Below are 17,136 nucleotides of genomic sequence, written 5' to 3'. Positions count from 1 at the left end.
TTTAATGTCACGCGTTCAGTGCGCGACAGATTTTGAAAACACGTTCACAACGATGACGCCGGCGATAATCAGCCCCAGGCCAACTACGGCAGGCGTATCGAGCTTTTGCCCGTAACCAAACCAGCCGATCGCCGAAACAAGGACGATCCCAACGCCCGACCAGATCGCATAAGCGATGCCTGTCGGCAGCGTTTTTAACGTCAGGGACAGTAAAAAGATGGCGATGGCGTACCCCAGCAGCGTGACGACACTTGGCCATAAACGGGTGAACCCTTCAGAACTTTTCAGGCTGCTGGTGGCGATGACTTCAGCCACGATGGCCAGTCCGAGAATCAGGTAGGTTTTAAACATTTACAGTTTCCTTGGGGTAAAGCTCGTTTTGTATCGCGCGTTTGAGATTGTATTCGGCGCAACTGACCGTGAGATTGAGTGTGTCAAGCCGCGACATGGCGTCCATGCTGCTGCTCAGTCCAATGAGCCGCCATGAAATATGTTCAGGTGCTTCCCCGGCGATAAACTCACCGTTCGAACGTCCGTCCTCAATGGCGTCAGAAACCAGCGCATGCCAGTCAGACACCGACAGCGCGAACGCGGTTTTCATCAGCGGTTCCTGTTCGGTCAGTAACATGGCCTCATGCCAGAGCGGAATGGCCATCATCGATTGTTCATCTTGCGGGTCGATAAGTAGCAGGTTCAGGCGTTCCCGTGCGGTTAGCTGCAGGCTTTTCTGCAGAAGCTGAGCTTTGAGGGTTTTCATCACCTGCGCATAAGCCTGTGCGCGCAATTCGGCGGCACTGGAAAAGTGATGATGAACCTGTCCCGTTGCGACGCCTGCTTCCTGAGCCACGCGGCGAACTGTCGTGGCAGCTAACCCTTCGCGGCGGGCGATGTGCGCCGCGGCTTCCAGCAATGAAGCTCGGCGATCTTTTTTACACAGATAGGCCAAAGAAAAACCCGATATGAAGAACTCACAGCGGACGATAATGCCAAGAGTTGAACGGATGTTCAAGTTTTTTGAGAACGTTCGTTCACCTATGAATTTATACAGGTAAACAGAGGGAATGTAGTTGCAATTTAAGCTAAAAAAGTACCCGTCATAACCGACGGGTACCCTGAGAAGTAAAATAAATTATTGCGTTACGCATTCGAAACTGCTCGCCACGCGGGTATCACCCTGCCCTTTGTACTTCGGGAACAAAGGATAATCGCACAGCGGCATTTCGCGTCCGGCGGTGGCTTTATTGGTGTCGATCATGACTTGCTGGCCAGGGTCGATGCCGTGATCTACCCACTTATCCAGCGTCCCGAGCGAATCCCAGCTCAGACGGAATGGCCCGCTGTAGTGCGTAAATCCCGGAGCAAGATAAAACCGCGCAAACTGGCGCAGCGTTTTTTCACCAAACTGTGTCTTAAGTCTGTCGTAATACGCGACGGTATTTCCTGGCGGCACGGCCATGTCAGCAGTGCCGTGCATCATCAGCAGTTTGCCGCCATGCTGCACAAAAGCGCGAATATCCGCATCGTTGTTATCAACCTGAGAAGCCAGTTCCTGCAAGCGCGCCTGGTGCGTGGCCGGGTCGAAGGTCAGGGAATCGTAGTCCGGCGACCGCATCACTTCATAACGTACCGCCTGATCGCCCATCATGTACGGAAACGAGATGATCAGATTGGAGGCTTCCGGATTGGGTTTATCCGCCCCGGAACCAAACACGCTGACTATCGAGGCAGCGTCTGCGCCCTGTAAAATCGGCCAGGGCGCGAAGCGGTCGCCTGTCGGCAGAGTGACGCCCAACGACACCGGTTTGCTGAGCATCTTTACCAGCGACATTTGCTTATCTGAAAGGCACCCTGCGCCGTCATCTTTCCCGTTCTTGCAACGCAAATGGGCCAATGTAAAGGTCGCGTCGCAGGCTTTGACGTTCGCCACGATGCCATCGCTCAGGCCGTCAAGTTTGTCGCATGCGCCCATCACAGCGTTGGCGATAAGTGCAGATTTCGCCGGAGAAATCCACGCGCCGGGCGTGTTGTAAACTGCCTGGCCGATGCGGATCCCTGCCATATGTAACTCGACGACGTTGTAGACCGGGTGGATGGCAATTGCGCCATCGTAGTCCAGCGGAAAGCGCTGAATGGCGGCGAGCGCCTCGTGGCCGCCCTGCGAGTTACCCTGGAAATACATGCGTGAAGGCTTGCGGCCGTAAGCTTGCTGAATCAGCGCAATCGCAACGTCATGGGTTTTCTTGATCTGCGCACCGGCGAAGTTTTCCCAGGCTTCATCATTGAGGGTAAAGGACGCATCGGAGACGCCACCCTGATGGCCGGAGTCGCTGCCAAAGGTGGCGTAACCCTGCTTCAGTGCGCCGGGTGTTGCTGCGGGAGCCAGTCGTGCGGTGTCAGCGCCTTTAATCGCGCCGTCAAAACCGCTCCCGCCGAGCTGCAATGCTTTACCATTCCAGAGGAGCGGCAAATAGAGCTGAAACTCAATATTGGGGGCTTTCAGATCGACCGGTTTGATCTGACCTTCCAGCTTACAGTGCGGTTCGTTGGGCTGACCGGCCATCGCCACGGCAGTTATCACCGCGCCGCGCGTCGGTAATCCAATGCTGGCGGCATCAACGTGCGCAGTTTTTAGACCGACGCACTGCGCCTGGGTGAATGCTTTTGGGGGAGCGGCGGTGGCGGCACTACACATCAGCAGTAAGAAGCAGGTCAAAAGAGGAGCTTTCATCAGACAGCGTTCATTTCATCGAAGTTAATGCGGCAGTTTGTCACTAAACGTGGTGTGAAAAAAGCCCTGTATCTCTACAGGGCTTCGCGGTGTTGAATTATCAGAACGTCCAGCGAACGCCGCCGGTATAGCCCCAACCTTTTGCGCCATTACTGTTCATCTGTTTACGGTAGTCCACTTCAGCATACAACGACACATCATTTTTAAAGGTGATGGTGCCGCCGCCGCCCAGTTCGCCCATCTGACCGAACTTCCCGCTGGCGAAGGTCTGACTGATGTCTGCGTTTTGCGCTCCGATGGTGGTTTTCGCTTCGCCGCCCCAGCCACGGTAATAGTTGGCGCGCAGGTAAGGCGTATATTGCCGCCCTGTTTCGTCAATCCATGTGCGATCGGCGCGCAGCCCTGCACGGCCAATGGTCTGGCTGTAATCCTGATAATCCACCGTGGTGCTGTCTTTGTCGGTGAAGTTATCCATATTGATGCGCGTATACATCAGCTGTGCCTGTGGCTCGAGTTTCACACCGTTGTCGAACAGGAACGGATATCCCGATTCCAGTGATGCGCTCCAGCTTTTTGCCTTCGGCGAGCCAACCTCCTGTTGACGTGGAATGTCAGTCTGGCCGCGATGATTATCAAACGACAACACGCCGTCCATGTAGAATCCGTTCTGTCGCTGCCAGGTCAGATACAGCGCGATGCTGTCGCTGTCGAAGGTCGTGCTGCTGAATCCGTCTGCTGCTTTTGGCCGCATCCGGCTGTTACCGTGAGTGTAAGCCAGCCCGCCGCGCAGGCTATCTTTGTCACCGTCGAGCCGCAATACGTTTCCGCCCACCTGCACTGCGCTGTAATCCATATCGAAATCATAGCCAAACTGCTTGAAGCTGACGTTGGATTTGTAGGTCATGTTCGAGCCGATGTAGCGCAGGAACATCTCACCGCCGGTGCCGTCAGGACGGCTTTGCTCGTGGCGGAGTTCGCCGAGGCGTTTATGCAAATCATCGATAATCGACGCGTTGTAATAGGCCAGCGCCACCGGCGCGGAGATATATGAAGGCACCTGCGGCGTGACGGCCGGACGTCCCGGCGCGCAATTATCGATACCGTTCACCACGCAACCGTCATCTGGCGGATTCGTCAGCGGCGTGCTGGTGGTATCAACCGGTGTGGACGGATCTTCCGGCGTGCCCGGATTGGTCGGCGTGACCGCAGCGGGCTGGATTGTGCGATTACAGTCGTCCCCCTGACAAACATAGGCATTGCCGATGCGATAATCCCAGAACGTGTTATTGATCCCGCCTGCGACTTCGCGCTGATTGGCATCACTGGCACCCGGCGCGAAGCTGTACAGATCATAACGCCACGGCCCGGCGGCCAGATAGCCGCCCTTAAGCGCAAAGCTGCCTGCGCTGGCGTTTCCGCCAACCTGCACCAGTGAAATCCCTTCATAAGCATCCATCGTCGAAGAGTGATTGAGATCGGTGAGTTTGCCCGTGCTGACGTCCGCCGCAGTCAGGTCGAGCAGTGTCGTCCCGCTGCTGGCGTTGCCGGTAATTCTCAGTGAATCGGTGAACTGATTGCTCAGCACGCCGCCTTCGTTGAGATTAGTGATCATTTTTACTGTCCCGCCATCCGACACCAAATCACCATTGATGGTCAGTGAGTTGCCCGGCGAGCCGCTGCCGTTGGTCAGATCGATAAGACCGGCGTTAGTCACAATCGCCGAGTTTACTTCGCCGCCGGAAATCGTCGGATTAACGCCGTTACCGGCAAACAGCGTCGAGGTGCTGTCGATATTGACGTTGCTGTGCGCAAGTTTGAGATCGCCGGTCAGCTCCCACTGCGTGCCATCGACAAAGTTGATCACGTTCCAGCCGTTACCCAGATTCACGCCACGGGTGAGATCATCGGTATCGAAGGTGCCGCCGCGCGAGACAATCTGCGAGAAGCTGACCTGGTTATCCTCACCAATACCGCTGGTAATGTGGCGGGTCTGGGACAAATCAACATTATTGATATATGCCCGGTTAGCATTGCCAGCGCCGAGCGACAGGCTACCGTCGAGGGTGCCGCCGTTCCAGGTAATGGTGTCATCACCTGCACCGGTATTGATATCACCGAACACGTTGCCGGAGGTCAGCAGAACATCATCATTGCCTGCGCTGCCGGAAACCGCCACTGCACTGGCAGAAGACGGCGTAATGATGCCCCGGTTTTCAAACCGTGCTGTGCTGCCGTTACTGAGATCCACCACCGGCGCGGAGAGGCTGGCGGAGGTCAGCACGCCAGTATTGAGCACAGTGCCTGCCGTGCCCGCCACCAGCGCTGAGCCTCCCGCCGTATCGGTGACATTTACCGTAGCAGACGTGACAATGTCACCGGTAGTATTGGCATTGATCCCAGTTCCGCCTGCGCCGGTAACATTAAAGACATAGTCTTCGCCCAGTGTCAGCGCGCCGGAGGTGGTGCTGAGATCGGCATTGGTGAAGTTGAACGCCGTACCACTTCCGTTGACGTTGACGCGCAGCGTGGACGCCGGATCAAACGACGTGGCGGTTCTGATGCCGTTACCGTTGGTGACATTGATAGTGGTGTTTTGCAGCGTCACATTGCCGGTTTCCGTACGATTCTCAATGCCACTGCCCGTGCCGTTGATGTTCAGCGTGGTGTTATTGAGAGAAAGACCCGCCGCGCCGGTATCGAGCAACACGCCGTGAGCAGTGCCGCTGGTCGTGATGTTATTTCCTGTTCCGGTAAGCACCAGCTGCGTGCCGTCAGAGAGACGCACACCGGCGATGCCATTATCGACCGTGATATCACCGGCGCGGGCGACCGACGTACCGCCCCCGCTGGCATCAATCCCCGTACCTTGTGAAACATGTAGCGTGCCGTTGTTGCTGAAAGTACTGCCTGACGACAGGCGTGCAGCGGTGCTGCCAATACCTGATAAATCCACGCTGGCGTTATTTATCACGATGCCATTTTGCGTTGCGCTTATGCCTGTACTGTTAGCCCCGCTGAGGATCAGTGCTGAATTATTTGTCGCGACGCCGTTTTGTGTGGCACTTAAACCGGTGCTGTCGGCGCCGGTCAGCGTGATCTGGTTATTACTGGTGACCGTTCCGCCCAATTGAGAGGTCATGCCGCTGCTGCCTGCTCCGCTCAGGGCTATCACACCGTTGTTGATCACGTTGGCCAGATTGGTGGCCATGTACCCCATAGCGCCGGATGCACTGGAAATCAGTGAGGCCGCACTGGTCAGCGTTGTACTGGCGTCAGGAGCGCCGGTGGCGGTGCCGTCAAGCTGATGTTTCTGCCCGTCAGCGACGCCGCCAATACTGTTTGTTCCGCTAAGCGTTAATGAACTGGCCGTATCCAGATTCCCCTGCGCGCCACCTTCCACGGTCACTGCCCGCGCGCCGGTACCGCTGGCAATGAGTCGGGTCCCGGTGGTATTAATCCGCGCATTTGGCCCCGTGCTGACCAGTGCCATGCTGTCGGTGCCGGATGCGGTTAAAGAAGAGCCGCTTCCAAGTGTCAGGGTGGCGCCGTCGGCAATGCGATACAGCGTGGAACGGTCGGTGTCGACATTCAGAACGCTGGTGGCGCTGTTAATAGTCGACCCCGCGCCGCTCGCACGGTAAGCAATCTGATCGGTATTGTTGAAAGTTGGCGTAGCGGTGCTGGCGATATTGACCGTCGCACCATCGATGGCTTCCGCGCCCAGCGCGCCAACGCCATTGAGATTAATCAGCGAGCCATTACTCAGCGTCGCTACAGCTTTTGCCCCGCTGGCAGTAACGCCACGGGTGCGGCTGGCGATGCTGCCCCCGTTTGCATCAATCGTTCCGCTGGTCGTTGCCGTCGTGGTCAGGCCGCTGGTGCCGCTGTTAACCATTATTCCTGCGCCGCCGTCGTTGACGCTGATATTACCGGTATTGATGCCAGTCGCACCGGTTTCGACCCGCAGGCCGGTCGCACCTGCGCCGGTAAAGGTGATATCGCCGGAATTAGTGAGCGTGGCGCGGTTACGGGCGATGTAGCCAGTCAGCCCGTTCTGTGCAGAAGTGAGAACAGCTGCCTAAGTCAGCGCAGTGCTTTGCACCGGTGACCCGGTATTGGTGCCCGCCAGCGTATGCCGCTGACCGTCAGCGATTGCGGCGACCGCGTTGGTGCCGGAAAGATTAAACGTGGTGTCGGTGTCGATACTGCCGGTGGCACCGCCTTCGATCACCATCCCGGTCGCGCCGTTGCCGGAAACTTCAAAGGTCGCATTCTTACTGGAAATGACCGTGCTGCCGGTGCCGGTACCCAGCACGCCGACGGAATTCGCGCCGGATGACGTCAGGGTCAGGTTGGTGCCGTCAAAATCAGCGCCCTGTTCGAGACGGAACATGGTTGAACCGGTGGTCGTCACATCAAATGCGTTATTACCAATACTGTTGATTTTTGCATTCGGGCCGAAAGCAAAGAAGCCAATCTGATTACTGCCTTCGCTAAACGTAGGAATGGCGGTTGAAGCGACATCCACCGTGGCGTTACCGCGTGCATGAACACCAATTGCCCCGTTGCCGGTGAGATTGACCGGGCCATCGACGCTAGCCGAGGCCGTGCCGCCGGTGCCCTGACCTTCTACCCACACGCCGTAATTGCGCGTGCCGCTGGCCGGATCCGAACCGCCTGCGACGTTAATCGTGCCGGTGGACGTCGCGGAGGCGGTATTTCCCTGCGTAGCCACCACTTTGACGCCGGTGGCGTTAACACCGGTCAGGTTGATGATGCCTGCATTATTAATATTTCCGCTGGCATTCAGTACTGACATCGCGATATTTTCGCGAGGAATGGCGGTTGCCTTGCCGGTTACATCGATATTACCGTTATTGAGCATGGTGATGCCGGTGCCTCCGCTGGCCAGCATCCCCGCACCATTTTGAATTCTCGAACCCAGCACGATGCTGCCATTATTGATTGCGCTGCCGCCGCTGGTGACCTGCACACCCGCCGTTGTTCCACTCTGATTTACAGCGGTATCCGCGGTGCTGTCGGTCAGACTGTTTTGCGGGCCACGCCCGAGATAAATCATGCCGCCCGCGTTGTTGATAAATGAGGCTGTCGCATCCCCCACCAGCACGCCGCTGGTGCTTCCCGTCGCGCTCGAACCATTCACCCCGACGTTAATATTGCCGCTGTTGGTTGCCGCTGAACCTGCACCAAGATTGACCGCCGCGGTCGTGCCGCCGGTGGTGGCGAAGTTGACGATACCGTTGTTATCGAAGGTACTGCCGTTTTGTACCTGAACGCCGTTCGAACCAAAACCGGCAGAACCGACGCCGGTACCGTCGACGCGGTTAATAAATCCGCCGTTGATGACACCGTTGTTCGTCGCGCTGCTGGCATCAAGATATACGGCTGAGCCTTCAGAACCCAACGAACCAGAGCTGCTGACTTTGCCGTTTACCGTCGCTTCTGCACCATTACTCCCGCGGATGGCACCGCCATTTGCGCCAATGACTTCAAGCGTTTTCCCCGCCGCGACGTTTACTTTTGCATTGGCACCGGTGGCGTTAATCACTATGCGATTGCCGATGGATTGAGCCACATCGTCAGTCGGATCATCAGCGGAAATCAGGTAATCGACGGTGTTAGTGCTGCGGATAAACGCTTTGTTGAAGTTAGACAGATAAGTACTTTTATCCAGATTTCCGGATTTGAGCTGTGTGATCAGCCAGTCGTTGTAGGTTTTCAGGCCTGCTGCATTGGTCACGTTAAAGCTGTTGGTTGCGCCATCCACGGTCTGAACGGTGAACGCGCCGTTATAGGTCATCAGGTTTTGTACGGAAAGCTGGCGGGGAACGGTCGGGTCAGCAGCGGTACCGGTGAAGGTAATGCGGTTATTGGAATTCCAGTTCAGGGTGGAATCTGCACCGCTGGTGCCATCGACATTAAATAAGGTGCTCTGCTTGGCCGCCATTGTCCAGGCATTGGTGGCCGCATTTGCCGCTGAAGTCGTCTTTCCAATATTCACGTTTAACGTACCGCCGGTATTCACATCAGCAATACGGGTATTGATGTATTGATTGTCCTGCACGTTCACAACGTCGGCGACCGATGTACTCGCATCGATGGGTGCCAGTGCCACAAGACTGGCCGGGTTATAAACCTGAAAAGTGGTATTCCCGCCAGTCGTCGGATCTGGAATGGTGATACCAAAGTTCGCAGGTCCTATATCCAGACGGTTCGCACCGAGCACGCCGTGATCGTTAACAATTCGGTTGAGGCCTTGCAATGCACCGAGTGTGGTATTCACCGAGCCATCAACACCGGGCGCGAATTGCTGATTCCCGGTGAGCTCAGTGACCGCACCACCCGTTACCAAAAGATTACCGTTTAACTGGTCATTATCGACTGGATTAAAAGCCTGCAAGGTCACGGCATAAAGCGGGCTGGAAAATAAAGACACTGTTGGAGAACCGATCACGGCAAGGACGGCAATGGCTACTTTGGATAAGGGCAATCGGGTATGCATAAATTCCTCTGAATGGGATAAAGGCCTGGCTGTCGGAAACTCCGTCTCCCCTGTCACCAATTAAAGCCAGTTAATCAAAATGATAAAATTAAAAGCCATCCTCAGAGATAATGCACATAGCCTGCTAAATGTACAATTTGAGTTAATTTTATGTATAGATTAAGTAAGAACTTTGTGCAAAAAAATACGATGATTTAAGTGAAATTAATCATTGATAATGAGAGCTTTTCTTATCTTTGATGCTAATCCCTGTCATGAAATCCATTCTGAAAATGAGCCTGATGACTTCTCTCTGTGGTTTCTTTCATTCATCTAAAAACCGAATATCGCGAAATAATGTCATTGTGGTGGCGAGCCGACTGATAAATAAGTGATACCAAAGTCGGGTAGTTATTAAAGGTTATTTAGTTACAACATTCTATTGGCGTCATTAACAAACAGGACCGAGAACACCTTAACTATCATGAATAACTTCGTCTTTCAGAGATAATGAGGAGGCAAAAAAAAACGGCCACATTTGCGGCCGTTTTAGTGTTGAGTTACTGCTTTGGCTTACTACAAGATTTAGCGCTTACGCCAGAGTGTCAGTTCTGCAACAGTATGCTGGAATTTACGGGCAGTCTCCCGGATAACAAACGGCACATTTTGAGGCCCCTGTACTTCCTCAAATTCGGCGGCCAGTATGCGTCGCAATGCCTGATGCGTGGTCACCGCTTCACCATTTTCACGAAATCCACCGAGCCAGTTTTGCTTCGGCGTGTAATCTTCCTGCCAGGTATAAGGCGATGACAGCATCAGCAAACCGCCAGAACGAATCATTGGGGCAATATCTTTCAGGAAGCACGCCGGTTCCCGCAAGCGATCCAGCAGATTAGCGGCAAGAACAAGATCGTACAATTCGGCCTGCGGTTTGAGGTTACAGGCATCGCCTTGTACGAAGCTCACGCGTCCGGTTTCCCGTTCAGTGATATTGGATTCTGCCAGCACCGCCTGACAATAATCCACCAGTTCGCCCTCTTCCGGGATCACATAACGGCAGGCTTCACCACGCGCGAGTGCCAGAGCGACATCGATAAAGCGGGCGGAATAATCCATCCCGACGACCGTATCGAAATGTCGTGCCAGTTCAAAACTGGCTCGGCCAGTAGCACAACCAATATCCAGCGCTCTCGTGCGCGAAGAAACGTGTTTTATCGCGATATCAACCAGTTGCGTCGCATAGTTTGGTACATCAAAATGGCGTGGGCCATACTGAAAATCGAGGTACTGCGCGACCAGTCCGTCTGTTTCATACGGATTTACTGTCTGAACTTCCTGATGACTGGACACCACATAGCGGAAGCCAGCGTGCTGGAAGAAGTGACGGCGGAAAGCATAACGCGCAGATTTCAGCGCTTCATTGCCGGTCGAAATCCAGCTGCCGCCTTTGATCATCGAATGTTTCCCATCGAAGGTCGGCGTTGAGAAATCGTCATATAATGGATGAACGCGGAAACCGTTATAACCCCCGATTGGCGTGGATGACCACTGCCACACGTTCCCCACCACATCGTAAAAATCGCCCTGCGCAAAGTGATCGACCGGACACGAAGAAGCCCAGTATTCCAGATTGATATTGCCCGGCGCCTTTTCCCAGTCAGGCTGATCGCCCGGCACCTGTTGACGCAGAATCATCCATTCAGCCTCTGTCGGCAACTGCACGGATTCACCTGTCTGCGCTGCTTTCCAGCGACAGAACGCCGCGGCTTCCAGCTGGTTAACTTCCGCTGGCCAGTCCCAGGGCATCGGCACTTCTTCTGTCATCAGCCGGAGTTTCAGTTGCTCAGGCTCGCGCACCGAACCGACCCAAAATGTCGGCATTTCTGCCTGAGTAAAGTCACGCCAGCCTGCCCCTTCGTCATCCCACCATTGCGTATCCTGGTATCCCCCGGCAAGCATGAAAGTATAAAACTCAGCATTGCTCACCAGCATCTTGCTGGCGCTAAATCCCTGAATTTTATGCTCAGATGAGCCGTATTCATTATCCCAGCCATAGGTATCATCAACCTTGCCGAGAGTGACAACGTCACCTTTCACTGTCACCATCTGGTTCTCAGGCACGGTTTTGCGGTCAGTTCTTGCTTCTTTGCACGCGGGCCAGTGTGGCTGAGTTTTTACCCATTCCACCGGCAACTGGCGGATCAGCACGCTGGAGGTTTCCAGATGGATACGCTCATGTTCGATGCCCATCAGAATCACCCACGCCGGACTGTTCCAGTCGATCGGCAAACTCAGCGGCATGGTGTCAATAATGCCTGTCACTTCCTCGCGCACCCTCTTACGATATTCACGCAAGTTCGCCACGGACGGCCAGTTGTAGTTTTGATCATCGAGATCGTCCCAGCTCATTTCATCCACGCCAATCGCCAGCATCGATTCAATTTGTGAATCGATGCGCTGCGGCAATTGCCCCGCGGCCATCAATTTATTAATAAAGAACGTGGCGGTGTGGCCAAAATAGAAAATCAGCGGATGACGCAGGGTAATCGCTTTGTTGTAATACGCTCTTTCATCAGCCAGGCAGTCAAACAGGCTTTCGTATAATTCCCAAGTCTGAATAAAGTATTTACGAATTTCATGACGTTTTTGCTCCGCCGTCCCGGTGCTCAGCAGGAGTGTTTTTGTCGCTTCTGGCAGCCCGATAGCGTGCGGTTGTTGTGGATGCATCATTTATTCCTCAGTCTTCTGGCATTGCCAAATCAATCTACAAGTGTAGCAGCTCAGATCCGCTGTCCCGTCGATGCGCAACCTTACCGCGTGTTGGTTATTATTCCTGGGCATTCTTTCAACAGTGTGAAAAAAACGTTATGGCGTTAAAAGCGGTTAATTCTCCATATACAGCAGCGATATTTCAGGAATCTGCAAGAACTCGCCTTCATACTTATGCCGTAATGATAAATAATCTGGCGCATTAATGATGCCCTCAATATTGTCAGAAAATGCGTCGAGCGCCTGTTTCATCTGCGGTAAATAGTCATGGGTGTCATAAACGCGGTCGATCCCCTCCAGCGAGTGATTCATGATTTTGCGCGCGACATCATTGGAAACATCCAATGAGGAAAGTTTTGAGCGGGCGGTCCGGCGAAGATCCCTTGTGGTAAAAGGCGCGATACCCAGCCCGCGTTCAGCGCGCAGCATTCTGCGAATCACCTGAGTAATGGCCCCGCGAGATAACGGTTTCTGAGCATCTTTCGGCGACGGCACCAGCCATGGCGTCTCTTTCGGGCTGGCGGCGATAAGCTTATCAATGCAAATTCGCATCAACGGCGTCAGCGGCAGACTGTGATCACGGGCCGACTTGTTGCGTGTCCCCTGTCGCCAGACATTAATCCGCAAATGAAACTCATCTTTACGCGCACGAACGACTTCGTCCGGGCGACGCGCGGTAAGTAAACAGAGTCTCAGCGCCCAACGACATTGCTCTGAAATATCCCACAGATCTAATCCGTGCCAGAAAATCCAGATTTCAGCATCGGTTAATGTCCGTTCGCGTGGCGGTGTATTTCGCCCGCCGACGTCCCGACGTTTCATCGCGCCGAGCGGCGAATAAGGCAGATAACCCTGGGTTTCCGCCCAACTAAAAAATTGCTTACACAGCGCAAACACCCTTTTCGCCTCGGAGATTTTCCCATCGGCCAGCAGCACGTTGAACAAACGGTTCAGCCGCAGGCGGGTGATTTTATTCAGCGGGACGTCGCCTATCACCGGCAGCACATGTTTCATGATCGACGAAACGGCAATTTCAGGGCGCCGGCGTGTGAGGAGTAATGAAAGCCGGATCCACACTTTGATTACCTGACCGACGGTCGCATTTCCCTCTTCATCGAAGTCATCCAGTTTTGCCAGTGGCGTGGCTTTGATTTGCTGAAGATAGGCCAGCACATGACGCCCCACATTTTCAGAGGCGAAGTCAGTATCGGTATCAGAGAGAGGGTCATTCATCAGCGATGTTTCACAGGAAAATCATGGGCTGCAGTTATAACAAGCCTGATGATCATAGGCAAAAGGTTTATGACTCCAGACCTATTAAGTCTGGAGTCACAATGACAACGAAGCATGAAAAATAAGGGACTTAGCACGGGAATTATGAACACCTGTATCGTCGAAAATATGCACAGATTTGTTATCTGATGCTCTTTTATCTCAACATCTGTGTGATATCCCTAAAGAAAATTTCTCTGAGGCCGACAACCTGATAGTTAAGGAACAGTTATCTACTTCAACCGCAGCCTGACAAGGGAATAAGTCACCATGCGCAATAACCAGCCTGTATCTCAGCAGGAATATCAGTATCCCGACGATGCCACATTAATGTCGACGACGGACGCCAGCAGCCAGATAACTTACGCCAACGATGCGTTTATTGACGTCAGCGGTTTTGCCAGCGAAGACATCATCGGCCAGCCGCATAATATTGTTCGTCATCCCGATATGCCGCCTCAGGCATTCAAAGATATGTGGTCGACGCTGCAACAAGGTTTTCCGTGGACGGCGCTGGTGAAAAATCGCCGACGTAACGGAGATCATTACTGGGTGCGCGCCAACGTGGTGCCGATCATTCGCGGCGGCCAGACCCGCGGTTATCTTTCGGTACGGACAAAACCGACCGCGGCGGAAATCACCGGGGCTCAGTCGCTGTACGATAAAATGAATCGCGGTGAACTCAACAACCGCAGACTGCATAAAGGTTTACTGATCCGCACCGGCGTCACCCGCGGGCTCTCCGTACTGAAAACACTTTCCGTTCGCTGGAGGATCCGCAGCGGATTACTCGCACTTCTTTTGATCAATTCCGTCATGGTATCGATGCTCTCCGCACTGACCGCGTCACAAATGATTTCCGTTCTGGCATTTAACGCGTTGGTAATCTTCTTTCTTGGCCTGTGGCTCGAATGGCAAATTACCCGACCGCTTGAACAACTGTGCAAACAGACTCTGCAGGTTGCGAGCGGTGCCAGCCATACGATCGCGCCAATGGAGCGGACGGATGAAATTGGTATGACGCTGCGGTCAGTCGGGCAACTTGGTCTTATTTGCCGGTGGATGGTGGACGATGTTCACAGTCAGGCGCAGAAAGTGAAAATCGCCAGTGAGTCTCTGGCGCAGGGAAATGATTCCCTCAGTCAGCGGACCGAACAGACGGCAGCCAACGTTGGCGAAACCGCTGCCGCAATGAATGAAATGAGTGCAACCGTACAAAGCAACACGCAAACCGCCGCCGAGGCCGATAAGTTATCGCTCGATGCCAGTCAGGCAGCAGAAAAAGGCAGCAGCGCGATGCAAGCCGTGGTCGGCACGATGCAGGAAATTACTGCCAGTTCTGAGCAAATCGCATCAATTACGAATGTGATAGATAGCATCGCGTTCCAGACCAACATTCTGGCGTTGAACGCTGCCGTCGAAGCGGCGCGTGCGGGTGAACAGGGTAAAGGATTTGCCGTCGTCGCCGGAGAAGTGCGTAGTCTGGCGCAACGCAGCGCATCTGCTGCCAGTGAAATTAAACGTCTGATTGATGCCAGTGCCGATACGGTTATTTCCGGTTCAAAACAGGTGGCGCAGGCTGGAAAAACCATGGAGGAGATTGTGTTGCAGGTTCAGAACGTTTCAGCGCTTATTGCCCAAATCCGAACGGCCACCGGCGAACAAAATTTGGGATTATTGGATATCGCTAAAGCCATCGAGGAGCTAGATCGCATTACTCATCAGAATTCCGTTCAGGTGCAGGAAGGTGCACTGGCTTCATCCGGTTTGAAAAAGCAGGCGGAAAGACTGGTTGATGCGGTAGGCGTATTTCGATAACTGATTTGATGGCGGCTTTCTAGCATTTAAATCTCGTAAGTTTCGCGATTTATCTTATCTTCAGATGACGGGTATATTTGGGACATAAATAGCCGGGCGATTAAGCCCGGCGTAATCATTACACCGCCGCTAAGCGGAACGCCGACACAGAATTAGTCAGGTGATGCACCTGCTCTTCAAGCGACGCGGCTGCTGCCGCGGATTCCTGAACCAGCGCCGCATTTTGCTGCGTCACACCGTCAATTTCTGTCACCGCCTGTTCTATCTGACTGATCCCACGACTTTGCTCATCCGACGCCGTCGAGATGTGCTCCATCAGCACGTCCACCTGTGTTACCGACGTAATGATCGCCGTAATGGAATCACCGGTACGGGAAACCTGATCCGACCCTTCTTTTATATTGGCAACCGATTCAGAAATCAGGTTCTCGATCTCCTTCGCGGCCACGGCGCTGCGCTGCGCCAGGTTACGCACTTCACTGGCGACAACGGCAAAACCGCGCCCCTGTTCACCCGCACGGGCGGCTTCCACGGCAGCATTCAGTGCCAGAATATTGGTCTGGAACGCAATACTGTTGATCACACCGGTAATATCTTCGATTTTTTTAGAACTACTGTTGATGCGACCCATAGTCTGAATCACTTCCTGAGCTACTTTCTCACCGGCGCGGGCATTCTTCACCGCTTCACGGGTCAGACTACTGGCTCGAACGACGTTTTCGGTATTCTGTTTTACCGTTGCGCCCAGCTCTTCCATACTGGCAGCGGTTTCTGTCAACGCCGCCGCCTGCTGTTCCGTGCGCGAGGCCAGATCGATATTCCCCGCCGAAATTTCCTGCGACGCGTGCGCCACCGTGTGGCTGGTATCACGTACCTGACTGATAATCTGCGTCAGCGCCAGGCGCATATGCTCCATCGATTTCATCAGCTCCTGGATCTCACTGCGGGAATTCGCTTTTACCGGTACCGGCGTGTCCAGATAGCCTTCGGCGATCTGACGACAATGGTCACGTGAACTTATCAGCGGGTTCAGCACGTAACGTTTCAGGAAAATTAACACGGCAAGGATCACCACCAGGAATAACAGACAGAACGCGACTGTCAGACCGATGCCAGAATTGAAGTTGCTTTGTGCTTCACTGTTGAGGTTTTTAGCGTATTTTTCATGCAACGCCAATACTTTATCAAGCACGATTTCATACTGACGATCCAGTGTCACCACCGCCGGAATACGCGCTTTGAACTGGGCCTGATCCCCTGCCTGCGCGGCCTGGATCAGAGGCTGGATACCGTTCTGGCGATAATTCAGGTACGTTTCGCGATACGCATCGGCAAGAGGCGCCTCCCCCGGCAACTTTGGCGCATTAAGATACGCCTGGAAGGCAGCATCGGCTTTGCCGGTGGCTTCAGTGACTCCGTCCAGCGCCGGTTTCAGCTGCTGGTCGTTACCGTTCTCGATTTCTTTCATATATTCCATCACCCGCACGCGAGACGTACGGCTGTGGTTGATCGGATCAATGATAGAAAGCACCACGCGGATTTCTTTATTCACATCATCCAGCGAATGATTACTTCGCGTAAGCAACCAGACATTTGACATCATGCTGGCGAAAAAAAGAGCAAAAAGGACAATAAGAACAAGCAAAGAAGACTTTTTAAGCGACATAGATGGACTCTTGTGCATCAGACTAGGAGTCTATTTATCGGCATATTCCGCAAAAAGTTTAGAATAACGTGCGTGTTATCACAAATTTACGGCAGGATGATCGATCTGCGGGTCTCCCAGGACAGAGTGAATATTCTGCTAAATATTCCCTGATTACTCTAGCGCAGGAAAATTCTTATCATCTGTACGATTTTTTAACTTTCACGTTAGAATGGGCATGATCAATACTTTATATCCTCATCATTCACAGTCACATGAACCCTAAGATTTATGACGTATATAATTCAAAATTGTAATTAATGCGTTAAAACGCTGCATGACCTTGCTGAGTGAGAACTTCACGTTACGAATATTACTGCATCTCAATGAGAAAAATTCTTA

General features: G+C 53.5%; 10 protein-coding genes. 2 read left to right on the top strand and 8 right to left on the bottom strand.

The window, feature by feature from the left end; all coding sequences use genetic code 11:
* Positions 1-15 precede the first annotated feature (15 nt).
* The 4 genes from TU92_RS00725 to TU92_RS22405 form a co-directional block, all read right to left on the bottom strand.
* Entirely contained in the window at positions 16-351 is a 336-nt protein-coding gene (locus TU92_RS00725) for an SMR family transporter (protein WP_112164059.1), read from the bottom strand.
* Entirely contained in the window at positions 344-946 is a 603-nt protein-coding gene (locus TU92_RS00720; RefSeq protein WP_112164058.1) for a TetR family transcriptional regulator, read from the bottom strand. The genes TU92_RS00725 and TU92_RS00720 overlap by 8 nt, the downstream gene beginning before the upstream one ends.
* A 183-nt stretch (positions 947-1,129) precedes the next feature.
* Positions 1,130-2,728: a tannase/feruloyl esterase family alpha/beta hydrolase gene (locus TU92_RS00715; RefSeq protein ID WP_112164057.1), complete on the bottom strand. Its 1,599-nt coding sequence runs from the start codon at positions 2,726-2,728 to the stop codon at positions 1,130-1,132.
* Positions 2,729-2,828: 100 nt separating this feature from the next.
* A complete protein-coding gene (locus TU92_RS22405) occupies positions 2,829-6,623 on the bottom strand; it encodes an autotransporter outer membrane beta-barrel domain-containing protein (protein WP_244207840.1) in 3,795 nt (1,264 codons plus the stop codon).
* Between TU92_RS22405 and TU92_RS22400 the strand changes: the two genes are divergently transcribed.
* Positions 6,607-6,768, top strand: a complete 162-nt coding sequence (locus tag TU92_RS22400) for a hypothetical protein (RefSeq protein WP_244207839.1) — start codon at positions 6,607-6,609, stop codon at positions 6,766-6,768. The genes TU92_RS22405 and TU92_RS22400 overlap by 17 nt on opposite strands.
* A gap of 38 nt (positions 6,769-6,806) precedes the next feature.
* Here TU92_RS22400 and TU92_RS22395 read toward each other — a convergent pair whose 3' ends face one another.
* The 3 genes from TU92_RS22395 to TU92_RS00700 form a co-directional block, all read right to left on the bottom strand.
* Positions 6,807-9,251, bottom strand: a complete 2,445-nt coding sequence (locus TU92_RS22395; RefSeq protein WP_244207838.1) for a beta strand repeat-containing protein — start codon at positions 9,249-9,251, stop codon at positions 6,807-6,809.
* Positions 9,252-9,815: 564 nt separating this feature from the next.
* Complete coding sequence (ovoA, locus tag TU92_RS00705) at positions 9,816-11,957, bottom strand: 5-histidylcysteine sulfoxide synthase (RefSeq protein WP_112164056.1); 2,142 nt, start codon at positions 11,955-11,957, stop codon at positions 9,816-9,818.
* A gap of 156 nt (positions 11,958-12,113) precedes the next feature.
* Entirely contained in the window at positions 12,114-13,232 is a 1,119-nt protein-coding gene (locus tag TU92_RS00700; protein ID WP_112164055.1) for a tyrosine-type recombinase/integrase, read from the bottom strand.
* A 309-nt stretch (positions 13,233-13,541) separates the two neighbouring features.
* Here TU92_RS00700 and TU92_RS00695 point away from each other — a divergent pair, with 309 nt between their 5' ends.
* Positions 13,542-15,089, top strand: coding sequence for a methyl-accepting chemotaxis protein (locus TU92_RS00695; protein WP_112164054.1), 1,548 nt, complete (start codon positions 13,542-13,544; stop codon positions 15,087-15,089).
* A 118-nt stretch (positions 15,090-15,207) separates the two neighbouring features.
* Here TU92_RS00695 and TU92_RS00690 read toward each other — a convergent pair whose 3' ends face one another.
* Positions 15,208-16,755: a methyl-accepting chemotaxis protein gene (locus TU92_RS00690; RefSeq protein WP_112164053.1), complete on the bottom strand. Its 1,548-nt coding sequence runs from the start codon at positions 16,753-16,755 to the stop codon at positions 15,208-15,210.
* Positions 16,756-17,136: the final 381 nt, after the last annotated feature.

Source organism: Rahnella inusitata (assembly GCF_003263515.1).
Classification (GTDB): domain Bacteria; phylum Pseudomonadota; class Gammaproteobacteria; order Enterobacterales; family Enterobacteriaceae; genus Rahnella; species Rahnella inusitata.
This window is presented reverse-complemented; position numbering and strand designations above follow the sequence as displayed.

What these genes read in the sequence shown, in the direction of transcription:
- ovoA (WP_112164056.1), bottom strand. Translation starts at nt 11,957, where the DNA reads ATGCATCCACAACAACCGCACGCTATCGGGCTGCCAGAAGCGACAAAA.
- TU92_RS00695 (WP_112164054.1), top strand. Translation starts at nt 13,542, where the DNA reads ATGCGCAATAACCAGCCTGTATCTCAGCAGGAATATCAGTATCCCGAC.
- TU92_RS00690 (WP_112164053.1), bottom strand. Translation starts at nt 16,755, where the DNA reads ATGTCGCTTAAAAAGTCTTCTTTGCTTGTTCTTATTGTCCTTTTTGCT.
- TU92_RS22405 (WP_244207840.1), bottom strand. Translation starts at nt 6,623, where the DNA reads ATGGTTAACAGCGGCACCAGCGGCCTGACCACGACGGCAACGACCAGC.
- TU92_RS00725 (WP_112164059.1), bottom strand. Translation starts at nt 351, where the DNA reads ATGTTTAAAACCTACCTGATTCTCGGACTGGCCATCGTGGCTGAAGTC.
- TU92_RS00715 (WP_112164057.1), bottom strand. Translation starts at nt 2,728, where the DNA reads ATGAAAGCTCCTCTTTTGACCTGCTTCTTACTGCTGATGTGTAGTGCC.
- TU92_RS22395 (WP_244207838.1), bottom strand. Translation starts at nt 9,251, where the DNA reads ATGCATACCCGATTGCCCTTATCCAAAGTAGCCATTGCCGTCCTTGCC.
- TU92_RS00700 (WP_112164055.1), bottom strand. Translation starts at nt 13,232, where the DNA reads ATGAATGACCCTCTCTCTGATACCGATACTGACTTCGCCTCTGAAAAT.